This is a genomic window from Acinetobacter sp. ANC 4910 (genome assembly GCF_004331035.1).
Classification (GTDB): domain Bacteria; phylum Pseudomonadota; class Gammaproteobacteria; order Pseudomonadales; family Moraxellaceae; genus Acinetobacter.
Genome location: NZ_SJNT01000001.1, coordinates 230,525 through 245,673, shown reverse-complemented (window position 1 = coordinate 245,673; position 15,149 = coordinate 230,525). Strand labels below are relative to the sequence as shown.

Sequence of the window (15,149 nt, the reverse complement as noted above, 5' to 3'; positions counted from 1 at the left end):
TTCTCTCTTCGTTGCTTTATATCTTTTATGAAGACATCTCAACCAAGAAGATGTCCTACTATACGCTTAATTTGTGTAAGCAAAATTAAGTTTTGTCGATAAATGCTCTAATTTTGTTCGGTAGAGCAAGTGTCCCCACTACTTATTTTGCTTACGCTGTTGATTGCGAATGGCAACAAATGCGTAGACCATCGGCACGTAAAAGAAAACAAAGGAAAAAACCAGAACCGCGAGTCCTAACAGGTAGTTATGAGTCATATGGAGCATGGTAGATTCCTTTGTAAAGTTGTAGACTCCAAGGTTTCCCAGAATCTACATCCAAGTTATTTGACTTTACGAACTTGTTTGATAGTCGTTTTAGGGTGAGATAAAGCATAGGCTTTAGTCACGAAGCGACCATCAATAGCACTTTTATAAAATTCGCGCTTAGACATCATCTATTCTCCTTGAGTTGGGAAAATGACTTATACTGGCTCGATAAAGAATTCAGTGTTACAATTCGTCTCGCATTTGCTAATGCCAGCCTCGTTGTGACCATTTTTGTATCACTTCGAGATTGAAAGCCTTCTAGTTAGTTTTGACGGACGCTAGAGGGCTTTTTTATTGCCTAAATTTTTAATCTCCCTAAAACCCTCTTTGAAAAGAGGAGCTTTTCTCCCTCCTTTTTAAAAGGAGGGTTGGGGAGGATTAATTATTACTGACAAGCCTCACAATCTGGGTTGTCAATTGAACATGCCATTGGTACTGGAGCTGCTTGACTGAAGTCTTCTTCTTCAGCAACCACTTCAGGTTTAACTTCCTGAGCAACTGCTGCAACAGGCGCTGCTACTGTTGTTGCTTTAACCGCATTCAATGCACCCGTGTTAATGGTAGATTTCTCAGCAGAAGTTGCACCTAATGCACGGAGGTAATATGTAGTTTTTAAACCACGTAACCATGCCATCTTATAAGTGATGTCAAGTTTCTTACCATTTGCACCAGCAATGTAAAGGTTAAGCGATTGCGCTTGGTCAATCCATTTCTGACGACGTGATGCAGCATCCACAATCCAACGTGGTTCAACTTCAAACGCAGTTGCAAAAATTGCTTTTAGCTCTTCTGGAATGCGTGAAATCTTTTGAACTGAACCTTCAAAGTGTTTCAGATCATTGACCATCACAGAATCCCAAAGACCGCGATCTTTCAACGCACGTACAAGGTACGGGTTGATTACTGTGAATTCACCAGAAAGGTTCGATTTCACATATAAGTTTTGGAAAGTCGGTTCAATTGATTGCGACACACCACAAATGTTAGAGATGGTTGCAGTAGGTGCAATTGCCATCACATTCGAGTTACGCATACCGTCTTTTTGAACTTTGGCACGTAAAGTGTCCCAGTCCAAACGTTGTGTACGGTCAACTTCGAACATACGTTCAGGGCGTGTTTTAGCCACAAGGTCAAGCGAGTCAATTGGCAGGATACCTTGATCCCAAAGTGAACCTTTAAATGTCTCGTAAGTACCACGTTCAACAGCCAAATCACTTGATGTTGAAATTGCGTAGTAGCTAATCACTTCCATCGATTCATCAGCAAAATCGACAGCAGCATCAGAACCGTATGCCATACCCATTTCATATAAAGCATCTTGGAAGCCCATGATACCCATACCCACTGGACGGTGTTTCAAGTTCGAGTTTTTCGCTTGTGGAACCGCGTAGTAGTTAATGTCGATCACGTTATCGAGCATACGAACTGCTGTTTTCACAGTACGTGCAAGTTTCTCACGGTCTAATACGCCACCTTGAACGTGTTGTACAAGGTTAATCGAACCTAAGTTACATACTGCAATTTCATCTTTGCTTGTGTTTAATGTGATTTCTGTACACAAGTTAGAAGAGTGAACTACACCGACATGTTGTTGTGGTGAACGTAAGTTACATACGTCTTTGAATGTGATCCACGGGTGACCTGTTTCAAACAACATCGACAGCATTTTGCGCCACAAATCTTTTGCACGGATTTTCTTGTGCAACATATTTGTTTCTTTCGCAATCGCTTCATAGTGTGCATAACGCTCAGCGAATTCTGCACCCATTAGGTCGTGTAGATCTGGAGTTTCAGATGGCGTGAACAGAGTCCATTCTGCATCTTCAAACACACGTTGCATAAACAAGTCAGGAACCCAGTTTGCTGTGTTCATGTCATGGGTACGGCGACGGTCATCACCAGTGTTTTTACGTAGCTCTAGAAATTCTTCGATGTCCAAGTGCCAAGTTTCTAGGTATGCACACACGGCACCTTTACGCTTACCACCTTGGTTAACCGCAACAGCAGTATCGTTCGCCACTTTAAGGAATGGAACAACACCTTGTGATTTACCATTTGTGCCTTTGATATACGAGTTCAAGGCACGAACAGGTGTCCAGTCATTGCCTAAACCGCCTGCCCATTTAGACAACATTGCGTTATCACGCATCGCGCCATAAATGTCATACAGGTCATCATCAATTGTGGTTAAGTAGCAGCTTGATAACTGTGGACGTAGCGTACCTGAGTTAAATAACGTCGGGGTAGACGCCATGTAATCGAAGCTCGACAATAAGTTATAGAACTCGATTGCACGTTCTTCACGGTTTTCTTCGTTAAGGGCAAGACCCATCGAAACACGCATGAAGAATAATTGTGGTAATTCGAAACGTACGCCATCTGAGTGGATGAAGTAACGATCAAATAAAGTTTGTAGACCTAAGTAAGTAAATTGATTTGAGCGTTCTGGTTGAATCGCCGCTGCCAATTTTGCAAGGTCAAAGTTAAGAAGTTCTGGTGAAAGTAGCTCTAGCTCAATACCTTTTTTAAGGAAAGTTTCTAAAGCATCGCCTTCAACGGTGTCTTCAGACAAACCAAGAAAGGTTAAACCTGTTGCAACCAATTCATCACGAAGTAGGCGAGCAGTCACGTAGGTGTAGTTTGGTTCTTGTTCAATACGGGTACGTGTCGCCATCATCATCGTAGTTGAGATGTCTGACTCTTTTACACCGTTATAAAGGTTTTTAATGGTTTCATCGATAATCGCTTGTGCATCAATGCCTTCTAAACCTTCAGCCGCCTTAGTAACTTTAGCTTGGAGCGCGCTCAAGTCTAATGGCTTAAGTTGACCGTCTTGTGCAGTGATTTGTAAAGTCGGATGATGGTGTGCACCTGTTTGCTGACGAGCAGATGTACGTTGTTCACGGTAAATCACATAGGCACGTGCAACTTTCTGTTCGCCAGTACGCATTAGTGCCAATTCCACTTGATCTTGGATTTCTTCAATATGGATTGTACCGCCAGAAGGTAAACGACGGTTAAAGGTGTTCATCACCATTTCAGTTAATTGTGAAATGCGGTCATGAATACGGCTAGAGTCAGCGCTTTGTTGTCCTTCTACCGCTAAAAAGGCTTTACCAATTGCGACAGAAATTTTTTCGGCATCAAAAGCTGCAACATCACCAGTTCGTTTAATCACCTGAAGTTGCCCAGGGGTGGATGTGATTACGCTCATGTCAGCATAGCTCCATTGTCATCTATTGTTATGTTTATGGACCATTTGAACTGGGCAAAAAGTGTGCCACAGTGTTTGAGGAATAAACACAAGACTTAGTGGTTTAAAATTGAATTGAACACAAGATACGGGAAAATTGAGGGTAGATCAATATTGACATTTTACTAAAATTTTTTCTGATTTTTGCCAAAAAAAAATAGCTCAAATTTCCGGGTTTTTTATGTTTATGGTTTAAGCCTTATTAGACAAGGGCATAGCATAGCAAAGCTCTATTTATCTGCTTATAGATAACCTTGTGGATAAGTGAAAAAGAATAAAACTGATCAGACAGTTTATGATCAATTGTCTGATTTGATTAATAATTACTCATTTTGTAATAAGACATGTTGAATCGAGCCAAAAAAAGTGCAAACTGAAAAAGCCAATTAATTCAACGATTAAAAAATATTACAAAAAGCTACTTAGATGTATCAGTTTCGTGAATAGCATCTTGTTTACAATGTAAACGTGTGTATATTGCAAAATTATATTACGTCGTATCTGTAGGATTTTTAAAAGATACGCTTCATCCTATTGAAGGGGCAGTTTATGAGCCAAGAAGAAAAGTTACCGAAAATTTTAATTGTAGAAGATGATGAGCGTCTTGCGCGTTTAACCCAAGAATACTTAATCCGTAATGGATTGGAAGTCGGGGTAGAGCCAGATGGTAATCGTGCCATTCGTCGTATTATTGCCGAGCAACCCGATTTAGTTGTGCTAGATGTGATGTTACCTGGTGCAGATGGTTTAACCATTTGTCGTGAAGTACGTCCACATTATCATCAACCAATTTTAATGCTTACCGCTCGTACTGAAGATATGGATCAGGTACTTGGCTTGGAAATGGGTGCGGATGATTACGTCGCTAAACCCGTTCAACCACGTGTTTTGCTTGCGCGTATTCGTGCATTATTACGTCGTACCGACAAAGCGCCTGAAGATGAAGTGGCACAACGCATCGAATTTGATGATTTGGTGATTGATAATGGTGGTCGTTCTGTAACTTTACATGGCGAGTTGGTCGATTTCACCAGCGCAGAATATGACTTGCTTTGGTTGTTGGCTTCTAATGCTGGTCGTATTTTATCCCGCGAAGATATTTTTGAGCGTCTACGTGGTATTGAATACGATGGTCAAGACCGTTCAATTGACGTGCGTATTTCGCGTATTCGTCCAAAAATTGGCGATGATCCAGAAAACCCGAAACGAATTAAGACTGTGCGTAGTAAAGGCTATCTTTTTGTTAAAGAAACCAACGGAATGTAATTTACATCTCTATTGATTCACACAGGACATTTTCGTGTTTAAACACAGTATATTCTTGCGCATTTATGCAGGTCTGGTTGTGCTGGTTGCAATCGTGGCACTGTTTGCTTATTTGCTGGTGCAAATTATTAATTACCAGCGTGCGCAAGAATATCGTGAGTCTTTAACTGATGGTATTTCATTTATTATCAGTGAGGGGATTGCGCGTCAGCAGACAGTCCAACAAAAGGTGGACTGGATTTCTGATGCTTCAGACTTGTTGGAATTGCCCATTTATTATGTCGATGCCAACAAAGTTGACCTTTCAAGAGCTGAACAAAAACGTATCAGTCAGCAAAAGGCTGCTGTGCGTTATGATGCGCAAAACTCAATTGCTTATATTATTATTGGCTTAAAAAACGACACTAATCATTATCTCTATGTAAAAGTAGATAAAATTGGTGAACGCCAAATGAAAGCGCTGCCTATTTTTATTCTGGATTATCTGGTGTATTACCCAGGACAGGAAAAAGAATATCTAGCGAAAATTCAGAAGCATTTTTCCTATCCAATTGAAATTGAAAAAGTACAAAATCTTCCTTTAGATTCCGAGCAAATTGGGCGTTTACGCTTAGATCATAGCATTATCTTATATCGTGATAGTGCAACTGTGCGCGGTACGACCATTTCGATTGTTTCTCCTCTTCCAAGTACGCCATCCGAGGTTTTGGTGCTGGGTCCAGTGCCTTTGTTTAACTGGATGCCATTCCAGTTGGCAGCAGGGATTACCTTACTGAGTTTATTTGTCTTGAGCTTGGGGGTTTATGGTCTGATTTTGCCTATGCAGCGTAAGATTCGTGAAGTGAACTATGCATTAAATCGCATGAAATCCGGCGATTTAAGTCTGCGCTTACCCATTGATGGTACCGACGAAATGGCAAGTTTGGCATCAAGCTATAACAGTATGTCAGACCATATCCAGCGTTTGATTGAAGCACAGCGAGAGTTAATGCGTGCGGTATCGCATGAACTCAGAACACCCGTGGCACGTATTCGATTTGGTATGGAAATGTTGGCAGAGGAAGACGATTATGAATATCGCATACAGCAAGTCGACATGATTGATAAAGATATTGAGGCGCTAAACACCTTAATTGATGAAATTATGACCTATGCTAAGTTGGAACAGGGCACGCCTTCGCTCGATTTTGAAAAAATTGTGTTAGCCGAGGTGCTTGAGCAAGTTGCGACCGAAACTGAAGCATTGAAAACCCAAAAAGAAATTATTGTAGAAGCCCCCTTGCCAAGCGTCATCGCAGATGCGGAGCGTCGTTATTTACATCGTGTGGTGCAAAACTTGGTTGGAAATGCAGTACGTTACTGTGATCATAAGATTGTGATTAGTGGTGGTGTTACAGATGCAGGCATGGCTTACGTTTGCGTTGAAGATGATGGTCCGGGTATTCCTGAAGAAGATCGTAAACGCATTTTTGAAGCTTTTGCACGTTTAGATGATAGTCGTACCCGTGCCTCTGGTGGCTATGGTTTAGGGCTTTCTATTGTGAGTCGGATTGCTTATTGGTTTGGTGGACGAATCGAGGTTGATGCAAGTCCAACCTTAAAAGGTGCAAGATTTACCATGAGTTGGCCTGCAACGCGTTTCGCGAAGAGTAATAAAAAGAAATTAGGGGCTAAAGAAGGTTTGGATAATTAATTTCTTATAGTTATAGTTTTTAATTTTTGATTAGCCCAGTATTGCTCTTGAAGGGAGTTAAGCTGGGCTTTTATCTATTTGTATCTAGAGTTTTTTAATCCAAAATGCTGGCATCAGGTTCGATAATTTGTTTACCGCTCTTTAGGCTTTCTAAGGCATCTTGATTGAAATCAACCAATAATGAATTGTTCACAGTGTCGATAGAATGACCTGTAATTAATTTTTGGTCTCCGTTCAGTGTTTCTACTTTATAGCCATCTACAATGTTGAATATTCCGTCTAAATTGGTGGTGGTTGAAGCACGATCTTGTCGGAATAATTCATAGATATCACGCAGATCAAATATTGCATTATTTGCATCGGGATGCTTTGCAATATAATTTTCAATATGGCGAATGAGCAGCTGTGCAAACAAGTAATAATTGGGTTTATGTGTGAATTCTAGATCCATGTGTTTGCTCCTTATTATTTGTTTTACATGATGATATAGGAATACCATAATCATGATCTTTGCGAAATTTAGTCGTGTAGCAGTGTTGTAAATAAAATAAAGAATTCTTTTAAAAATTATCCTGCAATCTTGAGGATTTTTAACCCAAATTCATATGATACGTAGATTGCGATAGTGAATTATTTATAGATGCTTGCACTGTGAAAATTTGCGGCTTAACTAGATAAATAAAGGATTTCAGCAATAAAGCCTTGTGCAGAAATCAGCATTAAATGAAAGCCATGTTGAAAAAAATGATGGAATTTTATTTTTTCATTCAATAAAGCGATAGTGGGGTGGGTTTCAGTGTTTTATGTGCGGAAATATGGAAAAAAGCTCAAAAAATCATCCAAAAGACTAAGACCTATAAACTAGCAAGTGAAATCATAAATCAGGTACAATTACCCGGATTAATTTTGTGTTTGGTGTATTTGAAGGCCAATACATACATTCTTTGTTAATAAATAGGCCTGCCAGGAGTTATCCCCGCATGAGTGCCATTACTCCATACGAATGGGCAATAATTGCCTTCGTGATCGGCGTTACATTTCTTTGTGCTTTTATGCTCACAGTTCCATTACTCCTTGGGGGTAAGTCATGGGGCCGTGCTAAGCAGGAGCAGTTTGAGTCAGGCGTAGTGGGTGCAGGTGGTGCACGTATTCGCTTGTCTGCTAAGTTCTATTTGGTTGCTATTTTCTTCGTGGTTTTTGACTTAGAAGCGCTTTATCTTTACGCATGGTCTACCTCTGTACGTGAAGTGGGCTGGTTAGGTTTTACAACTGTTGTAATTTTTGTGGTCGATTTATTGATTGCTTTAGTTTATGCAGTTTCTGTTGGTGCATTAAATTGGGCACCTACAGATCGTCGTAAAGCTGCTGGTAAAGTGATTAAAGTTGGCTCTCCAAATATGAATATTGCTGACATTACACGTTTTAACTCTATTGAAGAATTGGTAACAGACCCTACGGGTCATATTCCAGCTCAATCATCTGGTCGCGTGAAAGCAAAATCACCGACTGTCTCATTTAAGGAGTAACTCGGGATGAAATATACCTTAACCCGTGCGAATCCGAATGCTGATCAATATCCACTTCAGGAGCGCCAGATCGTTACGGATCCGCTTGAAGAAGAAGTGAATAAGAATGTGTTCATGACTCGTTTAGAAGACGTGTTACACACAGCAGTAAACTGGGGACGTAAGAACTCAGTTTGGCCGTTTAACTTTGGTACATCTTGCTGTTACGTAGAGTATGCAACGACCTTAACGGGTGTGCATGACTTGTCACGTTTCGGTGCTGAGGTAATTCGTGCTTCACCGCGTCAGGCGGATTTGATGATTGTAGCAGGCACATGCTTTGTAAAAATGGCGCCTGTTATTCAGCGTTTGTATGAGCAAATGTTAGAGCCTAAATGGGTGATTTCAATGGGTGCTTGTGCAAACTCAGGTGGTATGTATGACATCTACTCTGTAGTGCAAGGTGTCGATAAAATTATTCCTGTCGATGTGTACATCCCAGGTTGCCCACCGCGTCCAGAAGCATTAATCCAAGCGTTAATGTTACTACAGGACCAAATTCAATTAGAGCGCCGTCCACTATCTGCCGTAATTGGTGATGATCTTCAGCCAGTATATAAGCCAAAGATGATGCCAGAACGCGATCGTAAGAATGCACAGCGTATTGCAGTGAAAAACTTACGCTCTATGGATGAAATTAAATAATTTTAACGATGAATGTTTGATGCACCCGAGATGGGTGTAATTGTCGTTAAGGTTGACTGAATTTGTATTAAATAGGAAGCCAAGCTAATGGCTGAAACTGACATTGCTATGCCAGAATCAACAGCAGTTGATTCACGCCCAGCATTTGCAATTATAGAAGAACTCAAAACCAAATTTGGTGAGAACTTCTATGTGCAAACGACTCGTGAAGATTTTCCAACGGTCTGGGTTGAGCGCGCACGCGTACAAGAAGTTTTAATGTTCTTGCGTACAGTGTCACGTCCTTACGTGATGCTGTTTGATTTGTCTGCGGTAGATGAGCGTTTACGTACTCACCGTGACAGTTTGCCTGCGTCTGACTTTACAGTGTTCTACCACTTATTGTCATTAGAGCGCAATACGGATATTCGTATTAAAGTTGCATTGAATGAGAGTGATCTCAACATTCCAACTGCGACCAATATCTGGCCAAATGCAAACTGGTATGAGCGTGAAGCTTACGATATGTTCGGGATCAATTTCGAAGGGCATCCAATGCTCCGTCGTATTTTGTTGCCAACCTATTGGGAAGGTCACCCGCTACGTAAGGAATATTCTGCACGTGCTACGGAATATACACCGTACATGCAAAACCAAGCGAAGCAGGACTTCGAACAAGAGCATTTACGTTTTGTCCCTGAAGATTGGGGTTTAAAACGTGGGAATGCTGACGAAGATTTCATGTTCCTAAACTTAGGTCCAAACCACCCATCTGCACACGGTGCATTCCGTGTAATTTTGCAGTTGGATGGCGAAGAAGTGAAAGACTGTGTGCCTGATATCGGTTATCACCACCGTGGTGTGGAAAAGATGGCTGAACGTCAAACTTGGCATTCATTCATTCCGTATACAGACCGTGTGGACTACTTAGGTGGTTGTGCACAAAACATGCCATACGTGATGGGTGTTGAACAGCTCGCAGGGATTCAAGTGCCTGACCGCGCGCAATGTATCCGTGTCATGATGTCTGAATTGTTCCGTATCAATAACCACTTGTTATATATCGGTACTGCAATTCAGGATGCTGGTGGTATGACGCCAGTCTTCTATATGTTTGCTGACCGTCAAAAAATCTATGACGCGATTGAAGCGATCACGGGTTACCGTATGCACCCAGCGTGGTTCCGTATCGGTGGTACAGCACATGACCTTCCAAACAACTGGCAGCATTTGATTCGTGAAATTCTTGAATGGATGCCAAAACGTTTGAAGGAATACCATACAGCAGCACTTAAAAACTCTGTATTTGAAGGCCGTACACGTAATGTTGCACAATACGATGCAAAATCTGCATTGGCTTGGGGTGTAACAGGTACAGGTTTGCGTGCAACAGGGATTGACTTTGATGTGCGTAAATACCGTCCGTACAGTGGTTATGAAAACTATGACTTTGAAGTTCCAGTAGAGTACGAAGGCGATGCGTATGCACGTGTTATCGTTCACTACCGTGAAATCGAACAATCATTGAAAATCATCAAACAGTGCTTGGATAACATGCCATCTGGTCCATATAAAGCGGATCATCCATTGGCTGTTCCACCACCAAAAGACAAAACATTACAAGATATTGAAACCTTGATTACGCACTTCTTGAGCGTATCTTGGGGTCCTGTAATGCCTGCTGGTGAAGCTTCTGTTATGGCTGAAGTGGTAAAAGGTGCGAGTAACTACTACTTGACTTCTGACAAGTCGACCATGAGTTATCGTACCCGTATTCGTACACCAACTTTCACCCATTTACAGCAAATGCCTTCCGTGATTAACGGCAGTCTGGTATCTGACTTGATCATTTATTTAGCGACAATTGACGTCGTAATGGCTGACGTGGATCGCTAAGGGGTAACGCATTATGATGATTTTGACTGATAAAAAGCCACGTGTGAATGTTGAAGGGATTTTGACTGCGGAAGAAATCCACGATATTGAACATCACATTGATCACTATCCATACCCACGTGCAGCCTGCCTTGATGCGCTGAAGTGTGTACAACGCCGTAATGGTTGGGTAGATGATGCGCAAATGAATGCGATTGCGCAAATGCTAAGCATGAGCGTCGCAGACCTTGAAGGTGTCGCAACATTCTATAACCGTATCTACCGTCAACCTGTAGGCCGCCATGTAATTTTGCTCTGTGACTCGATTGCGTGCTTCTTAATGGGTGCGGAAACTTTAGCTGAAGCATTCCAGCGTGAGCTCGGTATTCAGTTTGGTCAAACGACAGCAGATGGTCGTTTTACATTGTTACCAATTTGCTGTTTAGGTAACTGTGATAAAGGTCCGACGCTGATGATTGATGAAGACACGCACGGTCTAGTTGAAGTGACTTCAGTGAAACAGTTATTGGAGAAGTATGTATGAATACCGAACCAAAACCAATTTATGGCGACGGTAACCCAGAAACTCATCCATTAACTTGGCGCTTGAGTAAACAAGAGTTTGTCCGTAGTGCCGATGACTATGAAGCATTGGAAGGTTATGCAGGCTTTAAAAAAGCTTTGACTATGCCACCAAAAGACGTGCTTGAAGTCATTAAAGCTGCAACCGTTAAAGGTCGTGGTGGTGCAGGCTTCCCAGCAGGGATCAAATGGTCGTTGATGGCACCAAATGATGGTGGTCCACGCTATTTGATCTGTAATGCCGATGAGATGGAACCTGGTACCTTTAAAGACCGTTTGTTGATGGAAAAACTTCCACATCAATTGATCGAAGGAATGCTGATTGCGGGTTATACCCTTGAAGCAACCCATGGTTATATCTTTATCCGTGGCGAGTACATTGAAGCTGCTGCTTATTTAAATGAAGCACTAGAGCAAATCCGTGCTAAAGGTTACTTGGGTGAAAACATCCTTGGAACGGGCTGGAACTTCGAAATGCACGTGCATACGGGTGCGGGTCGTTATATCTGTGGTGAAGAAACTGCATTGATTAACTCGCTTGAAGGTCGTCGTGCAAACCCACGTACGAAGCCGCCATTCCCGCAAGTTGCTGGTGCTTGGGGTCGTCCTACGATTGTCAATAACGTAGAGACCTACAACAACTTACCTGCAATTTTGCTGCGTGGTCCAGAGTGGTATATCAATCTTTCTGCTGGGAAATCGAAAGATCCAGGCACTAAGATTTATGGCGCATCAGGCAAGGTGAAATTCCCTGGTCTTTGGGAGCTTCCATTTGGTACAACGGCACGTGAAGTGATTGAAGACCATGCTGGCGGTATGCGTGATGGCTTGACATTAAAAGCATGGTTACCGGGTGGTGCATCAACTGACTTCTTGGCAGCCGAACATATTGATCTACCAATGGATGCGGAAAGCATCATGAAAGCAGGTTCGCGTTTAGGTACGTGTTTGCTGATGGTGGTGGATGAAACTCAATGTATGGTTTCGGCGACACGTAACTTAGAAGAATTTTTTGCACGTGAATCATGTGGTTTCTGTACGCCTTGTCGTGATGGTTTACCGTGGGCGGTAAAAGCACTGAAAGCCTTGGAAGATGGCACAGGCAAGAAAGAAGATATCGACCACTTACAAGAACTTACTCGTAAGCTTTGGATTGGTAAGACTTTCTGTGCACATGCTCCTGGTGCAATGGAACCGTTGATGGGCGCACTCAAATATTTCCGTGGTGAGTTTGAAGCAAAAGTAGTGAATGCTGCTGCACAAACTCGCAACGTAGAACAAGCTTAAGGAATTCGACTATGGCTACAATTCATGTCGATGGCAAATCGTACGAAGTCAATGGCTCAGAGAACTTGCTGCAAGCATGTTTGTCTTTGGGTATTGATATTCCGTACTTTTGTTGGCATCCATCCTTAGGTTCTGTCGGTTCATGCCGTCAATGTGCTGTGACTCAATACGCGAATCCAGAAGATACGCGTGGTCGTTTGGTCATGTCATGTATGACACCTGCATCTGACAATACCTACATCTCGATTGAAGACAAAGAAGCGACTGATTTCCGTGCGTCAATTGTTGAGTTCTTGATGACCAACCACCCGCACGACTGTCCAGTCTGTGAAGAAGGTGGTCACTGTCATTTACAGGATATGACTGTAATGACGCAACATGACCGTCGTCGTTACCGTTTCACCAAACGTACGCATTACAACCAAGAGTTAGGCTCATTCATTTCTCATGAAATGAACCGTTGTATCGCATGCTACCGTTGTGTTCGTTACTATAAAGACTATGCAGGCGGTACGGATTTTGGCGTGTATGCCAATGCATCGCGTGTATACTTTGGTCGTCCAGAATCTGGGACTTTAGAATCAGAATTCTCAGGTAACTTGACTGAAGTATGTCCAACGGGTGTATTTACCGATAAGACTCACTCTGAACGCTACAACCGTAAATGGGACATGCAGTATGCGCCAAGCGTATGCCAAGGCTGTTCTTCAGGTTGTAACATTTCACCGGGCGAGCGTTATGGTGAATTACGTCGTGTAGAAAACCGTTTTAACGGTGAAGTGAACCAATACTTCTTGTGTGACAAAGGTCGTTTCGGTACAGGTTATGTGAACCGTGCAGATCGTCCACGTCAACCACAATTCCGTGACGGTGCTGAAGCAACTCCTGTTTCTGTAGATCAAGCATTAGATACCGTGATTGCAAATATCCAAGGCAAAAAAGTATTGGGTATTGGTTCACCACGTGCATCGCTTGAATCGAACTACGCATTACGTGAGTTGGTCGGTCAAGAGAACTATTCAACAGGTATGTCTCAAAAAGAGCAAAACTTGGTTGAATTGGCGGCTTCAATCATGCAAACCGAGGGTGTTTACAACCCGAACATGCGTGAAATCGAAAGCTATGATGCCGTGTTGATTTTGGGTGAAGACTTAACTCAAACTGCACCACGTATGGCATTGTCTGTTCGTCAAGCGGCGAAAAACAAAGCCAAAGAAATGGCTGCTGAACGTCGTACGCAAGATTGGTTGGCAGAGCCTGTGCAACGTATTGCACAAGATGCGAAGTCACCAATTTATATCTTGGCTGCAACTCAAACGCGTTTAGCGGATGTTGCGACAGGTGAAGTAGTTGCTTCTCCAAACGACATTGCACGTTTAGGCTTTGCGATTGCTGCGGCAGTGAAAGGGGATGCAATTCTTGGTTTGGCCGATGATGCGAAAGCATTTGCTCAAACGATTGCGGACACTTTAAAAGCGGCGAAGAAACCATTAGTGATTTCGGGTACAAGCTTACAAGATCCTGCGATTATGGAAGCTGCTGCACAAGTTGCACAGAATCTTGGCAATGCAGGCTTAACCTTGACTGTTCCAGAAGTGAACTCAATGGGCTTAGCAATTCTTGGTGGTCAAAGCTTAGAGCAAGTATTTGCACAAGACTATGACACCGTGATTGTGGTTGAAAACGATCTTTACCGTCGTTTACCTACAGCTCAGGTCGACGCAGCTCTTGCAAAAGCAAAAGATGTGATCGTACTTGACCACTCTGAAACTGCAACCGTTGTGAAAGCATCGATTGTACTTTCTGCTGCAAGTTTCGCAGAAGGTGATGGTACTGTCGTGAGTCAAGAAGGCCGTGCACAACGTTTCTACCAAGTGTATGACCCAAGCTACTACAAGCCTGAATATGCGATTAAAGAATCTTGGCGTTGGTTACATGCCATTGAAACTGGCTTAAAAGGCAAAGCAATTTCTTGGACATTACTTGATGATGTAATTGAAACAGTTGCGAAAAACGTTCCAGCATTACAAGCGATTGAAGATGTTGCACCAGATGCAGGCTTCCGTGTACATGGTTTGAAAATTGCGCGTGAACCACGCCGTTATTCAGGTCGTACCGCGATTCGTGCACCGTTATCGATTCACGAGCCAAAACAACCGACTGATATTGACTCAGCACTAACTTTCTCGATGGAAGGTTATGTGGGGACACAAACTCCGTCTGCACTTGTGCCATTTGCATGGTCAGCAGGTTGGAACTCTCCACAAGCATGGAATAAATTCCAAGACAATGTGGGCGGTCATTTAAAAGGTGGTGATTCGGGTGTGCGTTTATTTGATCGCTTACCGAAACGTCCAGCACGTAGCTATGTTGCACCTTCAGCGGTTGTTGTTAACCCTGAAAGCTTCCGCCTTGTGCCGATGCATCACATTTTTGCTTCTGGTGAATTCACAGTGAAAACACCTGCTATGCAATCTCGTATTCCTGAAGCAATGTTTGCGGTAGGTGAACAAGATGCAGCACGTTTGAATGTTCAAAATGGGCAGCAAATTACGGTGAAAGCAGGCGAAACCAGCATTAGCTTGCCAGTTCAAGTCATTGAATATTTACCAGCAGGTTACATCGGTTATCCAATTGGTCTTGCACCGACTGTTTCTTTAGCAGAACCAGTTTCAGTCGCGGTAGGAGTGTAATT

The 15,149-nt window shown here is 42.5% G+C and carries 11 protein-coding genes; 8 read left to right on the top strand and 3 right to left on the bottom strand.

What is annotated here, in order from left to right:
• Positions 1-138 precede the first annotated feature (138 nt).
• Positions 139-267: a hypothetical protein gene (locus E0H82_RS01110; protein ID WP_016166034.1), complete on the bottom strand. Its 129-nt coding sequence runs from the start codon at positions 265-267 to the stop codon at positions 139-141.
• A 427-nt stretch (positions 268-694) separates the two neighbouring features.
• The gene (locus E0H82_RS01105; RefSeq protein ID WP_131262606.1) at positions 695-3,523 is read right to left on the bottom strand and encodes a ribonucleoside-diphosphate reductase subunit alpha; all 2,829 of its coding nucleotides are present in this window, start codon (positions 3,521-3,523) and stop codon (positions 695-697) included.
• 588 nt (positions 3,524-4,111) lie between these two features.
• Between E0H82_RS01105 and bfmR the strand changes: the two genes are divergently transcribed.
• Positions 4,112-4,828 (top strand): response regulator transcription factor BfmR, encoded by a 717-nt coding sequence (bfmR, locus tag E0H82_RS01100; protein ID WP_116762477.1) that lies wholly within the window; start codon positions 4,112-4,114, stop codon positions 4,826-4,828.
• A gap of 34 nt (positions 4,829-4,862) precedes the next feature.
• On the top strand, positions 4,863-6,521 hold the full coding sequence (gene bfmS / locus E0H82_RS01095) for a sensor histidine kinase BfmS (RefSeq protein ID WP_131262605.1): 1,659 nt from the start codon (positions 4,863-4,865) through the stop codon (positions 6,519-6,521).
• Positions 6,522-6,615: 94 nt separating this feature from the next.
• Here bfmS and E0H82_RS01090 read toward each other — a convergent pair whose 3' ends face one another.
• On the bottom strand, positions 6,616-6,972 hold the full coding sequence (locus E0H82_RS01090) for a hypothetical protein (protein ID WP_131262604.1): 357 nt from the start codon (positions 6,970-6,972) through the stop codon (positions 6,616-6,618).
• Positions 6,973-7,501: 529 nt separating this feature from the next.
• Here E0H82_RS01090 and ndhC point away from each other — a divergent pair.
• From ndhC to nuoG, 6 genes are all read left to right on the top strand, one after another.
• The gene (ndhC, locus tag E0H82_RS01085) at positions 7,502-8,047 is read left to right on the top strand and encodes an NADH-quinone oxidoreductase subunit A (RefSeq protein WP_131262603.1); all 546 of its coding nucleotides are present in this window, start codon (positions 7,502-7,504) and stop codon (positions 8,045-8,047) included.
• Between the two features lie 6 nt (positions 8,048-8,053).
• Complete coding sequence (locus E0H82_RS01080; protein ID WP_016166027.1) at positions 8,054-8,731, top strand: NuoB/complex I 20 kDa subunit family protein; 678 nt, start codon at positions 8,054-8,056, stop codon at positions 8,729-8,731.
• Positions 8,732-8,818: 87 nt separating this feature from the next.
• On the top strand, positions 8,819-10,606 hold the full coding sequence (gene nuoC / locus E0H82_RS01075) for an NADH-quinone oxidoreductase subunit C/D (protein WP_131262602.1): 1,788 nt from the start codon (positions 8,819-8,821) through the stop codon (positions 10,604-10,606).
• Between the two features lie 13 nt (positions 10,607-10,619).
• On the top strand, positions 10,620-11,129 hold the full coding sequence (gene nuoE, locus E0H82_RS01070; protein ID WP_016166025.1) for an NADH-quinone oxidoreductase subunit NuoE: 510 nt from the start codon (positions 10,620-10,622) through the stop codon (positions 11,127-11,129).
• Positions 11,126-12,454 (top strand): NADH-quinone oxidoreductase subunit NuoF, encoded by a 1,329-nt coding sequence (gene nuoF, locus E0H82_RS01065; protein WP_116762488.1) that lies wholly within the window; start codon positions 11,126-11,128, stop codon positions 12,452-12,454. Before nuoE ends, nuoF begins: the two co-directional genes overlap by 4 nt.
• 11 nt (positions 12,455-12,465) lie before the next feature.
• Positions 12,466-15,147 (top strand): NADH-quinone oxidoreductase subunit NuoG, encoded by a 2,682-nt coding sequence (gene nuoG / locus E0H82_RS01060; RefSeq protein WP_131262601.1) that lies wholly within the window; start codon positions 12,466-12,468, stop codon positions 15,145-15,147.
• Positions 15,148-15,149 lie beyond the last annotated feature (2 nt).

Excerpts from the sequence above, each read along its gene's own strand:
- E0H82_RS01110 (WP_016166034.1), bottom strand. The coding sequence starts at position 267 with ATGCTCCATATGACTCATAACTACCTGTTAGGACTCGCGGTTCTGGTT.
- E0H82_RS01105 (WP_131262606.1), bottom strand. The coding sequence starts at position 3,523 with ATGAGCGTAATCACATCCACCCCTGGGCAACTTCAGGTGATTAAACGA.
- bfmR (WP_116762477.1), top strand. The coding sequence starts at position 4,112 with ATGAGCCAAGAAGAAAAGTTACCGAAAATTTTAATTGTAGAAGATGAT.
- E0H82_RS01090 (WP_131262604.1), bottom strand. The coding sequence starts at position 6,972 with ATGGATCTAGAATTCACACATAAACCCAATTATTACTTGTTTGCACAG.
- ndhC (WP_131262603.1), top strand. The coding sequence starts at position 7,502 with ATGAGTGCCATTACTCCATACGAATGGGCAATAATTGCCTTCGTGATC.
- E0H82_RS01080 (WP_016166027.1), top strand. The coding sequence starts at position 8,054 with ATGAAATATACCTTAACCCGTGCGAATCCGAATGCTGATCAATATCCA.
- nuoC (WP_131262602.1), top strand. The coding sequence starts at position 8,819 with ATGGCTGAAACTGACATTGCTATGCCAGAATCAACAGCAGTTGATTCA.
- nuoE (WP_016166025.1), top strand. The coding sequence starts at position 10,620 with ATGATGATTTTGACTGATAAAAAGCCACGTGTGAATGTTGAAGGGATT.
- nuoF (WP_116762488.1), top strand. The coding sequence starts at position 11,126 with ATGAATACCGAACCAAAACCAATTTATGGCGACGGTAACCCAGAAACT.
- nuoG (WP_131262601.1), top strand. The coding sequence starts at position 12,466 with ATGGCTACAATTCATGTCGATGGCAAATCGTACGAAGTCAATGGCTCA.